Raw genomic sequence first — 16,453 nt, 5'->3', positions numbered from 1 at the left:
GGTGGGCACCACGTAACAGACTGGCGACATGTGCACGCCATATCAAGAGGTTGCTCGTCACACCTGACGCATCGCCACCCGGCGAACCGGCGGGGGAGTTCGGGGCTGTGGGGAGAGTGGGGCCGAGGTGGCGGACGGGCCTCCGGTGGGAGGGGAGCGGCCTCCGGTGGGGGCGGACGGGCCTCCGGTTGTGAAGGCGAGAGGCCGGGCGCGGGTTTGAAGGCCGAGAGACCGGCGCGGGTTGTGACGGCCGAGGGGCCGGGTGTGCCGCAAGGAACGGACGCCCGGCGAAGTCGGTGCCGCTCGGGGAAGGGCGCCTCTGAGGGAAGGGCGCCTCTCGGGGAAGGGCGAGGAGGTGCGGGCGCGCCGCCGTCCTCCGTTCCGCCGCGGCGCGGCCGACCGTAGGGTTGCCGGGTGCATGCTGCCGGTGAACTGTTCACGGCCGGGCCGCTGGTGACCCGGCCGCCCGCCCCCGGCGCGACGGTGGGTCCGTCGCCATTGCCCGCCGAGTCGTTCGCCGCCGAGCCCCTGCTGCCGGTGAACCCCACCCTCGGGATCGTGCTCGGCGCGCTGCTCGTTGCCGCCGTCGGGGTCGCCGCCGTCGCCCGGCTCGCCGACCACGACGGCCGCGGCTACGCCCGCGCCATCGGCACCGCCGGCCTCCGCGCCGCGGTGCAGCTCGCGGCCGTGTCGTACGTCATCGGCTGGGTGGTCCGTGCGGTTCCGCTGCTGCTGGGGTTCATCGCCCTGATGTTCGCCGTCGCCGTCCGCACCGCGGGCCGCCGGATCACCGCCAACCGCACCTGGTGGTGGGCGGCCGTGCCGATCGCCGCCGGGGTGCTGCCCGTCGTCGCCGTGCTGCTGCTGACCGGCCTCGTACCGCTCAAGGGCATCGCGCTGATCCCGATCACCGGAATTCTGATCGGCGGCGCGCTCACCGCCACCGTGCTGGCCGGCCGCCGCTCCCTGGACGAGCTGCACACCCGGTACGGCGAGGTCGAGGCCGGGCTGGCCCTCGGTCTGCTGGAGCGCGAGGCCCGGCTGGAGGTCGCCCGGCCCGTCGCGTCCGACGCCCTGCTTCCCGGGCTCGACCAGACGCGGACCGTGGGCCTGGTCACCCTGCCCGGGGCCTTCGTGGGGATGCTGCTGGGCGGGGCGTCCCCGGTGGACGCCGGCGCGGTGCAGCTCTTCGTCCTGGTCGCGCTGCTGGTGGTGCAGGCGGTGGCGGTCGCGCTCGTCCTGGAGCTGGTCGCCCGGGGCCGGCTGCACCGCCGTGACGGCGGGCCGGCGGCGTCCCGTACGCTGGGGCGAGCAGAAGGGGAGTAGCTCTTCGCCGGACCGTCGACATACTGCCCGGCCCGCCACCCGCCCACCGCTTCCGGTGGGGCGCCTCGTGCGCAGGGTGAACGGCTGAGCCGGCGCCCGGAGGCCGGTACGTCCGCGTACCGCGCCAGCGAGACCTTCGGCCAGCAGTGTCCTTCCATGCCCGCATGGATCCACATGGATGCTGCCGTGCCGAAGCGACCCCTGATTCACGCAGGTCTCTCGGTACGGCGGCCCCGACCGATTGAGGAATCAACCGCAGTGATCAGCTTCAGCATCGCCGCAGTGGCCTTCGGCGTCGTCTTCCTCGCCGAGCTGCCCGACAAGACCGCCCTCGCGGGCCTGGTGCTCGGCACCCGCTACCGCGCCTCGTACGTCTTCGTGGGGGTGGCGGCCGCCTTCGCCGTGCATGTGACGCTCGCCATCGCGGCGGGCAGCGTCCTGACCCTGCTGCCGCACCGGCTGGTCCAGGCGGTGGTGGGGCTGCTCTTCCTGGCGGGTGCGCTGGTGCTGCTCTTCAAGCGGCAGGAGGAGGACGAGGAGGATCTGCGCGAGCCCGCCGACCAGAGCTTCTGGAAGGTCTCGGGCGCCGGGTTCATGCTCATCCTGGTCGCCGAGTTCGGCGACCTCACCCAGATCATGACCGCCAACCTCGCCGCCCGCTACGACGACCCGGTCTCCGTGGGGCTGGGCGCGGTGCTCGCGCTGTGGACGGTGGCCGCCATCGGCATCCTGGGCGGGCGCACCCTGATGAAGTACGTCCCCCTGCGGCTGATCACCAGGGTGGCGGCCGTGGTGATGCTGGCGCTGGCCGGGTTCAGCCTCTACGAGGCGGTCGCGGCGTAGCGGTGGCCCTGGGGCGCTGGGTTGCGGTGGCCCTGGGGCGCGGCGGGGCGGTGGCCCCGGGTGCGGGGTGCGGTGGTCCCGAGGTACGGCGGGGCGATGGCCCTGGAGCGCGCGGGGGTCGCGGTGGTTCCGAGGTGCGGCGTAGCGGTGGCCCGGGGTGCGGGGGTTGCCCTGGCCCCGGGGTGCGGGGCGGGGCGCGGTGGTTCCCGGGGCGTCCGGGAACCACCGGAGGCGCCCATCGCCCCCGCGCCCGCCCGGCCTCCGTCAGTGGCTGACGGTGAGAACGAGGCCGCCGTCCTCGGCGGCCTCGACCCGCACCTGCTCCAGCGTGGGCACCGCAACCGTCGGGCCGCTCGCCGCGGCCCGCGGTCCGACGCCCACGACCCGCATCCCGGCAGCCCGGCCCGCCGCGATGCCGACGGCCGAGTCCTCGAAGACGACGCAGTTCTCCGGCGCGAAGCCCAGCTCGGCCGCGGCCTTCAGATAGCCCTCCGGGTCCGGCTTGCTGCACCCGACCCGCTCGGCGGTGACCCGCACTTCCGGAACGGGGAGCCCGGCCGCTCCCATCCGGGCCCGGGTGAGGTGCTCGTCGGCGGAGGTGACCAGCGCGTGCGGCCGCCCGGCGAGCCCCGCCAGGAGGGCGGCGGCACCGGGGATCGCCACGACCCCGTCGGTGTCGGTGGTCTGCCATTCCAGCATCCGCCGGTCGTCCGCCCGGTTCAGCTCCCCGGGCCGGTCGGGCAGCAGCAGCGCCATGGTGGCGTGCGCCTGCCGGCCGTGCATGTCGCGGAGTACGTGCTCCGGATCCAGGCACTGTTCCCCGGCCCAGCGCCGCCAGGCGCGCTCCACGGAGGCGTCGGAGTCGACGAGGGTGCCGTCCATGTCGAGCAGCAGGGCGCGGGCGGTGAGGGGCGTGGTGGCCGTCATCGGCAGGCTCCAGGAAGGCAGACAGGAGGGACAGGGGCAAGGCAGGCAGGAGGGGCGGTACTGCGGGGCGGTACGGACCGAGGGCGCGTCGGGGGCGGGGCGGAGGGCCGAGCGGGCCGGTCCGTGGTCGCCGGTGGGACGGGCTGCGGAGCGGACGGCGCCGGTGCGCAAGCGGATACCGGGGGACGCCGGGGGATACCAAGTGGTTCCGCCCGCCGGTCAGGGAAATACGGGCGGAACCACTTTGTTCCTACACGATACAAACGAGGGCGGCTCGACGCCAGTCCCGGGCGTCATCAATTTCCGGAGCCCTCCGCCGGGCGCCTCGCCGGGCGCCCCGCCGACCCGGTCCGCCCGTCACGTTCCGTCACCCGGCTCCACCCGTCCGCCGTCATCCCGCGCCACCCGCTCCGTACCGTCCCCGGCCCCGTACGGGCGCCTCCCCACCTGCACCTCCCCCCCCGTCCGGGCGCGCCTCCCCACCTGCTCCTCCGCCCCCGCGCCCCTTCCACAGCCGCCGCGCCCTCTCAGCGGGCCGTCCTCCGGCGGACCGCTCAGGATGGATACGTGCTGCGGCGGACCCGTGCCGCGGCGGACGGTCCAGGCGAGGAGGCGTCCATGGCTCCGGACGCAAGCCCACCCATCGGCTCCGGCTCCGGCACAGGTGCGGGAGCCGTCACCGTGGTGCCCGGAGCGGGACAGTCGCGGCGCACCGTGCTCGTCACGATCGGCGCACTGCTCCTCGGAATGCTGCTGGCCGCCCTCGACCAGACGATCGTCTCCACCGCGCTGCCCACGATCGTCAGCGACCTCGGCGGCCTGAACCACCTCTCCTGGGTGGTCACCGCCTATCTGCTCGCCTCCACCGCGGCGACCCCGCTCTGGGGCAAGCTCGGCGACCAGTACGGCCGCAAGAAGCTCTTCCAGGCCGCGATCGTCCTCTTCCTCATCGGCTCCGCGCTCTGCGGCGTCGCGCAGAACATGCCCGAACTCATCGCGTTCCGCGCGGTCCAGGGGCTCGGCGGCGGCGGGCTCATCGTGCTGTCCATGGCGATCGTCGGCGACATCGTGCCGCCCCGGGACCGCGGGCGCTACCAGGGGCTGTTCGGCGCGGTCTTCGGCGCGTCCAGCGTGCTCGGCCCGCTGCTCGGCGGGGTCTTCGTCGACCACCTCAGCTGGCGCTGGGTGTTCTACATCAACCTGCCCATCGGCATCGTCGCCCTCCTCGTCATCGCCGCCGTGCTGCACATCCCGCCGCGGCCGACCCGGCACACCATCGACTACCTGGGCACCTTCCTCATCGCCTCGGCCGCCACCTGCCTGGTCCTGATGGCCTCGCTCGGCGGCACCACCTGGGCCTGGTCCTCCTGGCAGATCATCCTGCTCGGCGTCCTCGCGGTGCTGCTGCTGACGGCGTTCGTGGCCGCCGAGCGGCGGGCCGTCGAACCCGTCCTGCCGCTCGGCCTGTTCCGCATCCGCACCTTCGCGCTCTGCTCGGTGATCTCCTTCGTCATCGGCTTCGCGATGTTCGGCGCGATGACCTATCTGCCGACCTTCCTCCAGGTCGTGCAGGGCGTCTCACCGACCCTGTCCGGCGTCCACCTGCTGCCGATGGTCGCCGGGCTGCTGATCGCCTCGACCGGCTCCGGCCAGATCGTCGCCCGCACCGGCCGGTGGAAGGTCTTCCCGATCGCCGGCACCGCCGTCACCGCCGTCGGTCTGCTCCTCCTCCACCAGCTCGAGGAGACCAGCGGCACCTGGGAGACGAGCGTCTACTTCGCGGTGTTCGGCTTCGGACTCGGCCTGGTCATGCAGGTGCTGGTGCTGGTCGTGCAGAACAGCGTCCGCTACGAGGACCTGGGCGCCGCCACCTCCGGCGCGACGTTCTTCCGCTCCATCGGCGGCTCGTTCGGCGTCGCCATCTTCGGCACGATCTTCACCTCGCAGCTCGGCGACCGGCTCGCGGAGGAACTGGCCGGGAAGCAGCTCCCGCCCGGCATCGGACTCGGCACCCTGGAGTCGGACCCGCGGACCATCGCCCGGCTCCCCGCCTCCCTCCAGCCGGACGTCATCCACGCGTACTCCACCTCGATCACCGACGTCTTCCTCTACGCGGCCCCGGTGGTGGCGCTCGCCTTCGTCGTCGCCTGGTTCCTCAAGGAGGACCCGCTGCGCGGCTCGGTCACCTCGCCCGACATCACCGAGACGCTGGCCAGCAACCCCGTCCAGCGGTCCTCGCGCGACGAGGTGTGCCGGGCGCTGTCGGTGCTCGGCAGCCGCGAGGGACGGCGGGACGCCTATGCCGAGATCGCCCGGCGCGCGGGCTACGACCTCGAACCGGCGGCGAGCTGGCTGCTGCTGCGCATCAGCCGCTACGGCGGCGCCCAACCCGCCCTGCTGGCCGAGCACAGCACCGTGCCGCTCGGCATCATCTCCGGCGCCGCCCGGCAGTTGGAGGAACGGAGCCTCGCCGTACGGGCCGGGCTGCCGCTGGTGCTGACCCATGACGGCCGGCAGGTCGCGGACGCGCTGTCCCGGGCGCGGGAGGAATCCCTCGCCGAACTGCTCGGCGACTGGTGGGGTCCGGACCGGCCCACCGATCTCGTCGAACTGGTCAAGGAGTTGAACGCCGAGATGTGCGGCTCGGACGGGGAGCGCCCGCACCAGCCCGACATCCGGCGCACCACGGGCCCGTACCGGCCGGACCACTACTGATCAACGGCCCGTCCCCGGCGCCTCGTTGATCACTCTCGGTGCTGTTCGCCCCAGTGGTGCGGAGTGCCCTGCTCTCCCATGGCTGTTGCTTCCACCTGGGGGCAAGCCACCGACCTGGCCTGATGCCCCTTTGGCCGGTCCGGGGGTCGGGAGGGGCGTGAAGCCCGGGCGTTTGCCGCCAGGGCGCCGGGTAACACGCGGTGATGAAAGCCTCGCACGAGAGGACCTCTGCGGAAGGCACGACATGTCCACTGGCGCAATCATCATTCTGGCCGTGGCGGCTGCCGTCATCGTGGCGCTGCTGCTCGCCAAGCCGGTGCTGCAGAGCGGCGGCAGCGGCCTGCGGCGCCGGTTCGGTCCCGAGTACGACCGGGCCGTCGCCCGGCACGACGGAGACACCAAGGCGGCGCACAAGGAGCTCAGCGAGCGGCTGCGGCGCCACGGCGACCTGCGCGTACAGCCGTTGGCCGAAGCGGCCCGGGAACAGTACGTGGCCCGATGGGCGGGCATCCAGGAGCAGTTCGTCGACTCGCCCGCCGCGGCAGTGACCGAGGCCGACCGGCTGCTCGGCCGGCTGGTCCGGGACCGCGGCTTCCCGGCGGACGCCTACGACGAGCAGGTCGACGCCCTGTCGGTGCACCACGCCGAACAGGTCGGCGGATACCGCCGCATCCACGCGGCGGCCCGGGGCGTGACCGACGGCCGGGCGGAGACCGCGGGCCGGACCGGGACCGAGAGCCGGACGACGGAGACCGAGGAACTGCGCGAGGCCCTGGTGGGCGCCCGCGCACTCTTCGAACAGCTCGTCACCTCCCATCCCCGGGACCACCGCGGCCGGAACCGTCCGGCCGGCCGCTTCACGGCGCGGGGGCGCGCCGCGGCTCGCGACCGGGCCGCCGCCGACCGGGCCGGGAGCGGCAAGCCGAACACCGGGCGCCTGCACCTGCCGTGGGCGATGAACCAGCGTGGCCCCGGCGCAACCAAGGGCGGTGTGTGATGGAACGTCCCGACGAACGCAGGACGGCTCGGGCGGTTGATACGCCCGCCGCGCAGGCGCCGGTGGTGGCCGAGGGAGCCGACGGAGCCGGAGCCTCCGCCGCGCCCCGGGCAGCGGAGGCCGTGGAGGCCAGGCGGGCGGCCCGCGCGGCCCGTATCTCCGGCGTGCCCCAGCAGCCCGGCCCGGCCGACGGCGGCGCGGCTCCCACCGGTCAGCCGGGCGCCGTAACCGGAGGCGCGGCACCCGCCGAGCACCGGACGGCCGTCCGCGACCGCCGCGGAGTCCGCGGAACCGGGGTGGGCGGCCCCGGAGTGAAACCCGTACTGCCGCGGGCCGAGAGCGACCAGCTCGCCCTCCGCCTCCAGAACGCGGTCATCGGATTCGTCGACGGGCCGTGGCAGTCCGTCGAGGAGGCGGACGCCCTCTTCGAGGAGGCGACGGCCCGGATCACCGCCTGCCTGGCCGAACGCCGGCGCCTGCTGCGCACCGCCTGGCAGGAGGGCCCGGCCGACGGCGACGGAGCGGGAACGGAACAACTCCGCACCGCCCTCCGCGACTACCGCGATGTGATGCAGCGGCTGCTGAAGGTCTGAGCCGCGCCGGCCGCCTTCCCCCGCGGGCCGGGGCGCCGACCACCTGTCCCCGTGGGCCGGGCACCGACCGGCCGCACGCACGGTCCGCCCGCGGATACGACGGCCCGACCGCATGGACAGCTCGGCGCCGCACAACGCAGCGGGCCGGTTCCGAAGGAGATCTGGGCCTCCGGAACCGGCCCGCCGCGTCATGTCACGGGGTGCCGCCGCTGCCCGACGGCGGCGCGTACCGCATGCTGCCGCCGAGCGCCGAGCGCCGAGCGCCGAGCGCCGAGGCGGGCTCAGCGCAACCGTGGCCCGAACCCGGCATCCCGAACCCCGACAACTCGAATTCCGGTATCCCGCAACCCGGCAGGGCCGAGTTGCGGGCCCTCGCCGCCGCCCGTCCACTGGTCGTATGTGGCTTCGCAGGGTGCGACCCGGTGCAGCCGTGTCCACCGCCCCCGAGCCGGCGCCCGTCGGCCCGCCGCGGCCGGCGGGCGACGTACCCGCCGGCGGCCGCACCGCGGACCCCGGTTCCCCGGCGGGCGCCGGCCGTTCCCCGGAGCCCGGCCGCGGTGCCGTCTCCCGGGCCGTGGGCCGGCGGTCGGGCTCTGCTCCGCGGGGTGCGGTCAGCCCTGCTTCGGGGCGGCCTGCTGCACCACCTCGAACGACCACAGCGTGGAACCGGACGCCGCCGGCTTCTGCTTCGGCGCGCCCTCGCCGCCGCCCTGGTGCGCGGCCTTCATCGGGCCCTCCATCCACGCCTGGAACGCGGCCTCGTCACGCCACCGGGTGTACACCAGGTAGGTGTCGGTCCCCTCGACCGGCCGCAGCAGTTCGAACCACTCGAAGCCGTCCGAGTTCTCCACCGACCCCGCCCGTGCGGAGAAGCGCTTCTCCAGCACCTCGCGCTGCTCGTCGGGCACGGTCAGGACATTGATCTTCACGATGCTCATGCGTCCATCCTGCCGTAGTGCCCCCGTGGGGGCGCGGCCGAGGGCGGCGACGGCACGGGCGGCGCCGAGAGCGACGACCGGGTCCCCGGCGCCGAGAGCGAAGAGCCAGGGCCCCGTCGCCGACATGCGGACCTTCGCCGCCCACCTCTACTGTTCGAGCGAGCGGCCCACGGCGGCTCTCAGATGCGGCGGCTTTCAGATGGCGAACTGGTGTCCTTCGTCTGCGGCAGGGGTCCTCGGCGATCCGATCGACCTGCTCCCAACGACGGGTTGATACGGGAGCGCAGGGCGTGGCGACGGTACCGAGACGCGGACTGACAGCGGCAGCCGAGGTGCCGCGGTTCCGCAGCGCCCTGATCCTCGGCGGCCTCTGGCTCCTGGCCGGCCTGCTCGCCGCCCGCCAGACGGCCGCTGTCCTGCGCCTGCCGCCCGGACAACGCCTCACCGACCTGGAGACCTGGACCGGCGACCACGGCGTCCTGCGGATGCCCGGACCGCTGTACGAGAAGGGGACGTTCGCCGGGACACCGTTCGCCGGCCTCATCCTCCGGCCGGTCACCCGCGCGGCCGAACAGGGGCTGGGCGTTTTCTGGACGTTCGGCACCCTGCTGCTCGTCGTGGCCCTCGGCTTCGTCGCCGCCCGGGCCCTGCCGCTCCCGGTGGCCCGCCGCACCGCGCTGTTCGCCGCGCCCGTCGCGATCAGCCTGATGGTGGTGTCGCTCCCGGTCCGCAACACCTTCACCCTCGGCCAGACCAGCATCCTCCCCGTCCTGCTGGTGATGCTCGGCTTCCTGCCGCGCCTGCCGGACCGCCGGGCCGGGATCCTCATCGGAACGGCCGCGGCACTCCAGCCGACCGTGCTGCTGTTCGCTCCGCTGCTGTGGCTGACGGGACGGCGGCGCGCGGCCTCCGCTGCCGCCGGGACGTTCGCCGGGATCTCCGCCCTGACCTGGACGGTCATGCCGCGCGACTCCGCCACGTACTGGTTCCACCACATCGCGGGCGCCGGGCTCGGCGAACCCGCGGACAGCCTGCACAACCAGTCCCTGCACGGCATCCTCCTGCGACTCGGCCTCAGCGGACCGGCCGAACTGGCGCTCTACGGCGCGCTGGCCGTCGTCGTCGCCGTCCTCGGACTGCGCCGGGCCGCGCGGTACGCCCGGGACGGCCAGCTGCTTCTCGCCATCGCGCTCACCGGCTGCGTCACCGTGGCCGTCGCCCCCACCGCCTGGCTGCACCAGCAGCTCTGGATCCTGCTCGCCGTGGTCGGCCGCGTCGGCAGGCGAAAGGCCGACCGGCTCGTGTGGCCGGTCGCGGTCGTCATGGTGATGACCCTGAGCAGCGCCGCCATCGTCCCCACCAGTGAGGGCATCCGCCTCATCGGCGAGAACGCCCCACTGCTCCTGGCGGTCGTCGCGGCCTGCGTCGTGCCGTTCCTGTCGCGCCGCGACCCGCACTGGGCCCTGCCCCTTCCGACCACGTACGGGGAACCGGCCCCCGGCCGCCTCGGCGCGCTCCCGCTGCTGCGCCGCGTGCGCCGCCCCCTGGACCGGCCCAACATCTTCCTCGAACTCCTGCTGATCCGGCTCTTCTACTGGGTCTACTCGTACATCCGCATCTCGGCCACCGGCGGGCGCACCGTCGCGGAACGGCACGGCCGGCAGATCGTCGCCTGGGAACAGGCCCTGGGCATCGACGTCGAGCGCGGCTTCAACCACTTCGTCGCGCAGCTGCCGTGGTGCAGAACCGCCCTGAACCTCGCCTACACCAACCTCCACTTCCTGGTACCGCTGACCCTGCTCGGCTTCATGTACGTGCGCCGCCCCGCCGCCTACCGGTGGACCCGGACGGCCCTGGCCATCACCACCCTCCTGGCCCTGGCCGGCTTCTGGCTCTATCCGCTGGCCCCGCCGCGTCTGATGCCGGGCCTCGGCTACATCGACACCCTGAACGGGCCCCAGGACTTCGACAGCCCGCAGTTCGGCGTCCTCACCGGCATCTCCAACCAGTACGCGGCCATGCCCTCCCTGCACATCGGCTGGTCGCTGTGGTGCGCCGTCGTCATCTGGGTGCTCGTCCCGCGCTGGTGGCTGAAACCGGTGGGGTTCGTCCATCCGGTCATCACCACGCTGGTGATCGTCGGCACCGCGAACCACTACCTGCTGGACGCGGTCGGCGGCGCGCTCGTGGCCGCCCTGGGCTTCGGACTCCAGTACGTGCTGATGGGGAGGACGCGGGATCCGCGGGACGGGACTGCTTCTCCGCAGGCGGACACCGAGCCGGAGGGGAAGACACAGGCGGGAGGGAAGCCACACGTGGCGGGGAAGGCGCACGTGGCGGGGAAGGCGCATTCGACGGGGGAGGGGGAGGCGCCCCCGCACGACGTTCCGCCGGAGACGGTGCCCGAACACGCGGCCGGTGGATGACTTGGTGATGACCTGGTGGAGAACGACGGCGGCCCGTGCGGGCGGGGCGGGCCGAGGACAGGGCAGCCCGTGTGGACAGGGCGGGTCGAGCGGACAGGGCGGGCCGCGGGCGCGGACGAGCGACGGGGCAGCGGGTGCGGGGCAACGCAGAGCGACGCGGGGCGGCGGAGACCGGCCGGTAGCCGGCCTCCACCGCCCCGCCGGATCGCCGCACTGTTCAGCATCCGATGAAGCGGACCGCCCCGCCACTCGAAGCGTCAGCGCTGGTCCGGACAGGTCACATCGGCGCGTCGCGACGGCACCGGGTGCCGCCTGCGGAACCGTCGCTCGTATCGCTTCCTGACGGACCCGCGCCACCGTCGGAGGAAGCGGCCGCGCCTTCGGAGGGAGCGGACGCGCACTCGAACCAGACCGTCTTCCCGCCTCCGGCGCACACGTCCACGCCCCAGTCGTCCACGACCGCCGCCACTATCGCGAGCCCGCGCCCGCCCTCCTCGAAGGGTTCCGCAGCACGGATGGTGGGCACGTTCGGGGAGCTGTCCGCGACCTCGACCCGCAGCCCCTTCGGCAGCCGGAGCACGAGCACGGAACAGCGCCGGTCGGGCACATGACGGACGACATTGGCGATCAGTTCGGTCACCGCCAGCTCGGCGGCACAGATCAGCTCGTCCATCTCCCAGAGCTGGAGATACGTACGGACGATCCGCCGCAGATGCCGAGCGGAGTGCGCACCGACCAGGAACGCCATCCGGTACTGACGGGCCGGACGAACGAGGGCCGGAACGAGGTCAATTGGCACATTCACAGCACCATCGTCAGTGCCCGCGACTACTCTCGGCTACGGATCGAACGCAACGCGCCACAATGGCGGGTTGAGCAAGGGGGTACCCCATGGCGAACATCCGTGACCTGGACCCGAGCGCGTCCCCACTCGACTACTACGGCGCCGAGTTGCGACGCCTCCGCGAGGCGGCGGGCCTCAACCAACAACAACTCGGCGAGATCATCTACTGCACCGGCTCCCTGATCGGCCAGATCGAAACCGCCCGCAAACTGCCCACCCGCCCCTTCACCCAGCGGGTCGACGCCGCACTGGGGACGGACGGCGCGCTGATGCGGCTGCTCAAGCTGGTGCTGCCGCAGCCAACTGCCGTCCTGGTTCCAGCCGTACGCGGAGATGGAGGCGAAAGCCAGCCACATTTACAGCTTCCAGGCGCAGTTGGTGCACGGCTTGCTCCAGACCGAGGAGTACGCCCGAGCCGTTCTCGGCGTGCTCCAGCAGGACCGGTTGGACGAACGCGTCGCGGCCCGGCTGGAGCGGCAGCGCATCCTGGAGCGGGAGAGTCCGCCGTTGGCCTGGGTGATCCTGAGCGAGGCGGTACTGCACCAGGTCATCGGCGGTCGGGACGTCATGCGGAACCAACTGGCCCACTTGTTGGACTTCAAGGACCGGGAGTGGGTTCAGATCCAGGTGCTGCCGTTCGGGGCGGGGGCCCACGCCGGGCTCATGGGGTCGTTCAACATTCTCCGCTTCGAGGATGACCCGGATCTCGTCTACGACGAGGGTTACCAGCCGAGCATGTCGGCCAATCCGGCAGAGGCCAAGGCGCGTTCGCTCCGATACGATCACCTACAGGCCGCTGCACTCTCCGTGGAGGAGTCGGCAGAGTCGATCGCCAGAGTGATGGAGGAGCGCTATGGGGAGAACCCCTGAACTGAGCGGCGCCCAGTGGCGTAAGTCCAGTTACAGCGGTGATCATGGCGGTGATTGCGTGGAGTGCGCCCCGCTGGGTAGCGCGCAGTGGCGTAAGTCCAGTTACAGCGGTGATGACGGCGGTGATTGCGTGGAGATCGCCCCTGCCCCCTGCGCCGTCGCCGTCCGAGACTCCAAGGACCCGAACGGCCCGGCCCTGACGTTCAGCCGGGAGGCCTTCACGGCGTTCGTGACCGCCGCGGCGACCGGCGAGTTCTCCACGAAGGTCTGAGCACCTGCTGTCCTGGCGCCGGGGACAGTGCGGGCCCTATTGCTGGCGCCCGCACTCCGACCGACCGGGCCACGAGCTCTCGGCCTGTGCCCCGTCGCCGATCAACACGTACCGGTTCACCACCCTCTCTCGGATGTGGCCAGTTTCTGCCCGGCGGAAGCCCCCTCGACGGGGCTACGGTCACCCAGCAGACAACTGCCCCCTCCGTGGGTTTCGGTGCACTTGATTGCCAGGGTGATGGAGGAACGCTATGGGGAGCCCCCCTGAACTGAGCGGCGCGCGGTGGCGTAAGTCCAGCTACAGCGGTGACACCGGCGGTGAGTGCGTGGAATGCGCTCCGCTCGGCGGCGCGCAGTGGCGCAAGTCCAGCTATAGCAGCGACACCGGAGGCAACTGTGTCGAGGTCGGCACTGCCGCCTGCGCCGTCGCCGTGCGCGACTCCAAGGACCCGAACGGCCCGGCCCTGGCCTTCGCTCCCGACGCGTTCGCGGCCTTCGTGTCCGCCGCGGCAAGGGGCGAGTTCCGCGCGGCAGGTTAGTTTCCGATTCAGGAGCCCTGTTCAGAGGTCTGGCGTGCCATGGGGTCTTCGGGGATCACTCTAAGGTGACGGGTACGGTTACGTACCCGTACCCTATGGGGGTGGGAAGGAGCACGATGATGTCTGACGCGAACATCCGGATCCCCGAGGAAGCCAAAGACCGACTCGCTGCGATCGCGGCTGCCGAGGGTCTGTCGCTGCGCGCCTACCTGGCCCGTCTTGCCGAAAGCCTGCTCACCCCGGCTGAACGCGCCGAACGCGCAGAGAAGGCCCGGGCCGCATTGAAGCAGTGGAACGGCTACGCGCCGACCCCGGCCGAGGAACAGGACATCGACACTGAGTTGGACCGGCGGCTGGCAGAGGTAGACGCCCGGTGAGCGACGCAATGCACATCGTCTTGGACGACACTGCGATGGCCGCAGCCGGTCAGGGCAATGTCCTTGCTTCCCGATTGATCCACCGCGCCCACGCCGAATCGGGCTGGTTTCTGTACGCCCCAGCGTGCGCGCTCGTCGAGGCTGACCGTGCCCGGCCGGGCACAGCCGAGCATCTGGCCGCTTTGCCCGGCATCACGGTTGTTGACCTGGACCTCCCCGCTGCTCTGTTTCTCGCGCAACAGGAGACCTGGGCCGCGGCGCACAGCCAGTACGCGGCACAGCCCGCCCCGGACCGTCCCGATGGCGCGATCATCGCGACCACCGCCCCGAGTCGGTGGGCGGGCGAGCCGGTCCGTGTCCTCGATCTCACATCCTGATCGCAGCGAGGGGCCGTGGTGAGGCGCCACGGCGCAGCACCCGTGGCTCTTGCCGGCGAATGCTCAGGCCTGGGCGTAGCCCGCGAGGGCTGGTTCGAGCAGGTCGAACGCCTCGGTGGCCTCTGCCTCGAGGACGGTGGCGATCTCCTGGCCGGGGCGGCCGGCCAGCGTGAGGTCCTGGATGCGGCGGAACAGCACCCGGTGCACCCCGCCCAGCAGCGACGCGGCGGTACGCGGGGCGATGTCGTCAGGGGAGGCGTCGGTGGCCTCGGCGAGGGCGGCGGCCAGCGCGTCTTCACGCTGGTCGTGCAGGCCGCGCAGGCAGGCCGACAGCGCCGGACTCTCCGCGATCATGCGCGTGAACTCCGGTCCGGCGAAGCCCGCGACGGGATTCTGCGTGGCCACGGCGGACAGAAATGCGCGGCGCAGTGCAGCGAAGGCGGATTCGCCCGGTTCCCGTGAGGCGACGGCGCGGGCCAGCCCGGCGACGAACTCGTCCTGGTGGTCCAGGGCGAGGTCCTCCTTGCGCGGGAAGTAGTTCGTCACGGTCTTCTTGGCGACGCGGGCGGCGTCGGCGATCTCGGCGATGGTGGTGCCTTCGAAGCCCTGCGCCAGGAAGAGCTCGGTTGCCCGGTCGGAGATCAGTTGCCGCGTCTCGCGCTTCTTGGTCTCGCGCAGGCCCGTCGCGGCCGTGCTCGCGCTCTCCGTCGTGGTGCTCGACTCCATACCCATGGAGAAATCTTACCCCGGTAGTACGTTTACGTTGACACCTTGCTTGCCTCTCATGTAATTTTACTCCCGTTGTAAATTTTGGCAGAGCTGTAGAGGTGCCGCCCGCTGCCGCTCGCAGGCGGTGGCGGGCGGCGTCACGGGGGACGTCGGCTCCCGGAGTGTCGGGCGCCGCAGCCTCGGGTCGGACCCGCGGCCCCCTTGAGCTCGGCCCGTCCAGCAGCTTCACCCGGTCCGTCGCCCCTCGGGACCGGGCCTGAACGCGACGAGAGGACCCAGTTGACCCAGGAAGCCTTCGACGCCGGAACCGCATTCGACCGCCAGGTCCGCACCTTGACGGACCTCGGCTACCCGGCCATGGCCGGTCTCGGTGAGGAGGAGTTCGCCGCCCTCGTGGCCCCGCTGCGTACCCGCGCCGAGGCCGTGCGGGACGGTGCGTACGACCCCGAGGCCGGCCGCGTGCCGTTCCTGCTGGTCGTCACGCGGGACGTGGCGCCGATCGAGGAGACGATGCCCCGAACCGTCCTGCACAAGGGGCGCCTGCCGGGGTTCGTCGACCGCTCCTTCGAGCCCGGCTCCGTCGAACGGTTCGTCGCCACCGAGGAGACCGAACTGCCCGACCGGAAGGCCTATCTCCTCCTCGACGTCGAACGCGGTGAGGAGTTCTGCGGCGTCGTCCCCAACGACGCCATGAACGCCATCGCCGAGCGGGGTCGCACCCTGCTGACCATCGAGGAGGGCATCGCGCTGATCACGCACTTCCCGCAGGTGCTGGTCAAGAACAAGTGCTTCTCGCTGGGCGGTTCGCGGTGCGGCGACCGCCGGGTCCCGGCGATCTGGATCAGCCAGAAGGCCCCGAAGCTCGGCTGGTGCTGGGAGGGCAACCCGCACACCTGGCTGGGTATGGCCTCGGCCGGAGTCCGGCAGGGCACGGCGTAACGAGGACGGGCTCGCCGGGACCGGGGCGCGGACGCCCGGGACCGGAGAGGCCCGCCGTCGGGAGGATGCCGGGAGGACGGGGCCCGGCACCGGGGGAGATCATGGCGGACGGGGCCCCGGCGCCGGGGAGGTCGTGGCGGACGGCCCCCGCCTCAGCGGTTCGCCTCCGCGAGAGTCTTGATGCCGCGCAGGGTGGCGTCGATGTTGGTGCGCAGCTCGTCGAGCCGCATGCTCACGATCTCCGCTTCGCGCTCCGGCATGCGGTCGATCGCGAGGCTGACCCCGGAGCGGGCGGGGCCGATCCGGGCGGACTGCCGCAACCGGGTGCCCGCACCCTCGGGCTCGATGTCGAACCGCCAGGTGGCCAGCGGGTGCGACGCGTCGGCCGACGGCTCGCCGAACCGGCCGTCCGGGTCGACGACCACCCACGCGAAAGTCCGCTGGTCCTGAAGCGCCACCACATGGGACACCGTGCGCCACTCGCCGAGCCCCGGGTGCCGGTTGTACCCGGTGAAACGCGCCCCCAGGGCGGGCCCGGTCGCACCGTCCACCCATTCCGCACGCTGCAACTCGGGGCTCAGACGCGCCGGCAGCCCGATGTCCGTCACCAGATCCCAGACCTGTGCCGGAACGGCTTCGATGTACACATCGCCGCTCGCACCCGGACCTTCGCTGTACCGCACGCCACCCTCCTCGCATCTGCCGCCGCCGAGCCCGCCGAGCCCGCCGAGCCCGCCGAGCCC

General features: G+C 72.5%; 16 protein-coding genes and 1 pseudogene. 12 read left to right on the top strand and 5 right to left on the bottom strand.

The genetic code is table 11. From position 1 onward, the window contains the following. The first annotated feature begins 528 nt into the window (after positions 1–528). Positions 529–1,326: an ABC transporter permease gene (locus AC3EQ1_RS23735; protein WP_432096402.1), complete on the top strand. Its 798-nt coding sequence runs from the start codon at positions 529–531 to the stop codon at positions 1,324–1,326. Positions 1,327–1,584: 258 nt separating this feature from the next. Continuing rightward, on the top strand, positions 1,585–2,169 hold the full coding sequence (locus AC3EQ1_RS23730) for a TMEM165/GDT1 family protein (RefSeq protein ID WP_432096356.1): 585 nt from the start codon (positions 1,585–1,587) through the stop codon (positions 2,167–2,169). A gap of 264 nt (positions 2,170–2,433) precedes the next feature. Here the strand turns inward: AC3EQ1_RS23730 and AC3EQ1_RS23725 are convergent, their stop codons facing one another. Further along, the gene (locus AC3EQ1_RS23725) at positions 2,434–3,096 is read right to left on the bottom strand and encodes an HAD-IA family hydrolase (protein WP_432096355.1); all 663 of its coding nucleotides are present in this window, start codon (positions 3,094–3,096) and stop codon (positions 2,434–2,436) included. 618 nt (positions 3,097–3,714) lie between these two features. Between AC3EQ1_RS23725 and AC3EQ1_RS23720 the strand changes: the two genes are divergently transcribed. The 3 genes from AC3EQ1_RS23720 (at position 3,715) to AC3EQ1_RS23710 (ending at position 7,401) form a co-directional block, all read left to right on the top strand. Then, complete coding sequence (locus AC3EQ1_RS23720; protein ID WP_432096354.1) at positions 3,715–5,811, top strand: MFS transporter; 2,097 nt, start codon at positions 3,715–3,717, stop codon at positions 5,809–5,811. Positions 5,812–6,055: 244 nt separating this feature from the next. After that, a complete protein-coding gene (locus AC3EQ1_RS23715) occupies positions 6,056–6,808 on the top strand; it encodes a hypothetical protein (RefSeq protein WP_432096353.1) in 753 nt (250 codons plus the stop codon). Then, positions 6,808–7,401: a hypothetical protein gene (locus AC3EQ1_RS23710; protein WP_432096352.1), complete on the top strand. Its 594-nt coding sequence runs from the start codon at positions 6,808–6,810 to the stop codon at positions 7,399–7,401. The genes AC3EQ1_RS23715 and AC3EQ1_RS23710 overlap by 1 nt, the downstream gene beginning before the upstream one ends. Positions 7,402–8,012: 611 nt before the next feature. On the opposite strand, the gene AC3EQ1_RS23705 is transcribed toward AC3EQ1_RS23710, so the two are convergent. Beyond that, positions 8,013–8,339 (bottom strand): antibiotic biosynthesis monooxygenase family protein, encoded by a 327-nt coding sequence (locus tag AC3EQ1_RS23705; RefSeq protein WP_351510214.1) that lies wholly within the window; start codon positions 8,337–8,339, stop codon positions 8,013–8,015. Positions 8,340–8,629: 290 nt separating this feature from the next. On the opposite strand from AC3EQ1_RS23705, the gene AC3EQ1_RS23700 reads away from it, so the two are divergent. Continuing rightward, entirely contained in the window at positions 8,630–10,765 is a 2,136-nt protein-coding gene (locus tag AC3EQ1_RS23700) for a bifunctional glycosyltransferase 87/phosphatase PAP2 family protein (protein ID WP_432096351.1), read from the top strand. A 277-nt stretch (positions 10,766–11,042) separates the two neighbouring features. Here AC3EQ1_RS23700 and AC3EQ1_RS23695 read toward each other — a convergent pair whose 3' ends face one another. Then, entirely contained in the window at positions 11,043–11,570 is a 528-nt protein-coding gene (locus AC3EQ1_RS23695; RefSeq protein WP_432096350.1) for an ATP-binding protein, read from the bottom strand. An 86-nt stretch (positions 11,571–11,656) separates the two neighbouring features. On the opposite strand from AC3EQ1_RS23695, the pseudogene AC3EQ1_RS23690 reads away from it, so the two are divergent. From AC3EQ1_RS23690 to AC3EQ1_RS23670, 5 genes and pseudogenes are all read left to right on the top strand, one after another. Then, positions 11,657–12,479: pseudogene (locus tag AC3EQ1_RS23690) on the top strand (helix-turn-helix domain-containing protein). Then, entirely contained in the window at positions 12,463–12,750 is a 288-nt protein-coding gene (locus AC3EQ1_RS23685) for a DUF397 domain-containing protein (RefSeq protein WP_432096349.1), read from the top strand. Before AC3EQ1_RS23690 ends, AC3EQ1_RS23685 begins: the two are co-directional and overlap by 17 nt. Positions 12,751–13,000: 250 nt before the next feature. Next, entirely contained in the window at positions 13,001–13,288 is a 288-nt protein-coding gene (locus AC3EQ1_RS23680; RefSeq protein ID WP_432096348.1) for a DUF397 domain-containing protein, read from the top strand. 119 nt (positions 13,289–13,407) lie between these two features. Then, the gene (locus AC3EQ1_RS23675) at positions 13,408–13,665 is read left to right on the top strand and encodes a hypothetical protein (protein WP_432096347.1); all 258 of its coding nucleotides are present in this window, start codon (positions 13,408–13,410) and stop codon (positions 13,663–13,665) included. 8 nt (positions 13,666–13,673) lie between these two features. Beyond that, positions 13,674–14,042, top strand: a complete 369-nt coding sequence (locus AC3EQ1_RS23670) for a PIN domain-containing protein (RefSeq protein WP_432096401.1) — start codon at positions 13,674–13,676, stop codon at positions 14,040–14,042. A gap of 63 nt (positions 14,043–14,105) precedes the next feature. Here the strand turns inward: AC3EQ1_RS23670 and AC3EQ1_RS23665 are convergent, their stop codons facing one another. Next, positions 14,106–14,774, bottom strand: coding sequence for a TetR/AcrR family transcriptional regulator (locus tag AC3EQ1_RS23665; protein WP_432096346.1), 669 nt, complete (start codon positions 14,772–14,774; stop codon positions 14,106–14,108). A gap of 276 nt (positions 14,775–15,050) precedes the next feature. Between AC3EQ1_RS23665 and AC3EQ1_RS23660 the strand changes: the two genes are divergently transcribed. Beyond that, positions 15,051–15,710, top strand: a complete 660-nt coding sequence (locus AC3EQ1_RS23660; RefSeq protein ID WP_432096345.1) for a DUF5701 family protein — start codon at positions 15,051–15,053, stop codon at positions 15,708–15,710. 152 nt (positions 15,711–15,862) lie between these two features. Here AC3EQ1_RS23660 and AC3EQ1_RS23655 read toward each other — a convergent pair. After that, positions 15,863–16,453: SRPBCC family protein (locus AC3EQ1_RS23655; protein ID WP_432096344.1), on the bottom strand; the 591-nt coding region annotated here is incomplete at its 5' end.

The organism is Streptomyces sp. bgisy100, from assembly GCF_057709105.1.
The sequence above is the reverse complement of the archived record's forward strand: the minus strand, read 5'-3'. Positions and strand labels throughout refer to the sequence as shown.

Excerpts from the sequence above, each read along its gene's own strand:
- AC3EQ1_RS23705 (WP_351510214.1), bottom strand. The coding sequence starts at position 8,339 with ATGAGCATCGTGAAGATCAATGTCCTGACCGTGCCCGACGAGCAGCGC.
- AC3EQ1_RS23665 (WP_432096346.1), bottom strand. The coding sequence starts at position 14,774 with ATGGGTATGGAGTCGAGCACCACGACGGAGAGCGCGAGCACGGCCGCG.
- AC3EQ1_RS23675 (WP_432096347.1), top strand. The coding sequence starts at position 13,408 with ATGTCTGACGCGAACATCCGGATCCCCGAGGAAGCCAAAGACCGACTC.
- AC3EQ1_RS23720 (WP_432096354.1), top strand. The coding sequence starts at position 3,715 with ATGGCTCCGGACGCAAGCCCACCCATCGGCTCCGGCTCCGGCACAGGT.
- AC3EQ1_RS23710 (WP_432096352.1), top strand. The coding sequence starts at position 6,808 with ATGGAACGTCCCGACGAACGCAGGACGGCTCGGGCGGTTGATACGCCC.
- AC3EQ1_RS23715 (WP_432096353.1), top strand. The coding sequence starts at position 6,056 with ATGTCCACTGGCGCAATCATCATTCTGGCCGTGGCGGCTGCCGTCATC.
- AC3EQ1_RS23680 (WP_432096348.1), top strand. The coding sequence starts at position 13,001 with ATGGGGAGCCCCCCTGAACTGAGCGGCGCGCGGTGGCGTAAGTCCAGC.
- AC3EQ1_RS23670 (WP_432096401.1), top strand. The coding sequence starts at position 13,674 with ATGCACATCGTCTTGGACGACACTGCGATGGCCGCAGCCGGTCAGGGC.
- AC3EQ1_RS23725 (WP_432096355.1), bottom strand. The coding sequence starts at position 3,096 with ATGACGGCCACCACGCCCCTCACCGCCCGCGCCCTGCTGCTCGACATG.
- AC3EQ1_RS23685 (WP_432096349.1), top strand. The coding sequence starts at position 12,463 with ATGGGGAGAACCCCTGAACTGAGCGGCGCCCAGTGGCGTAAGTCCAGT.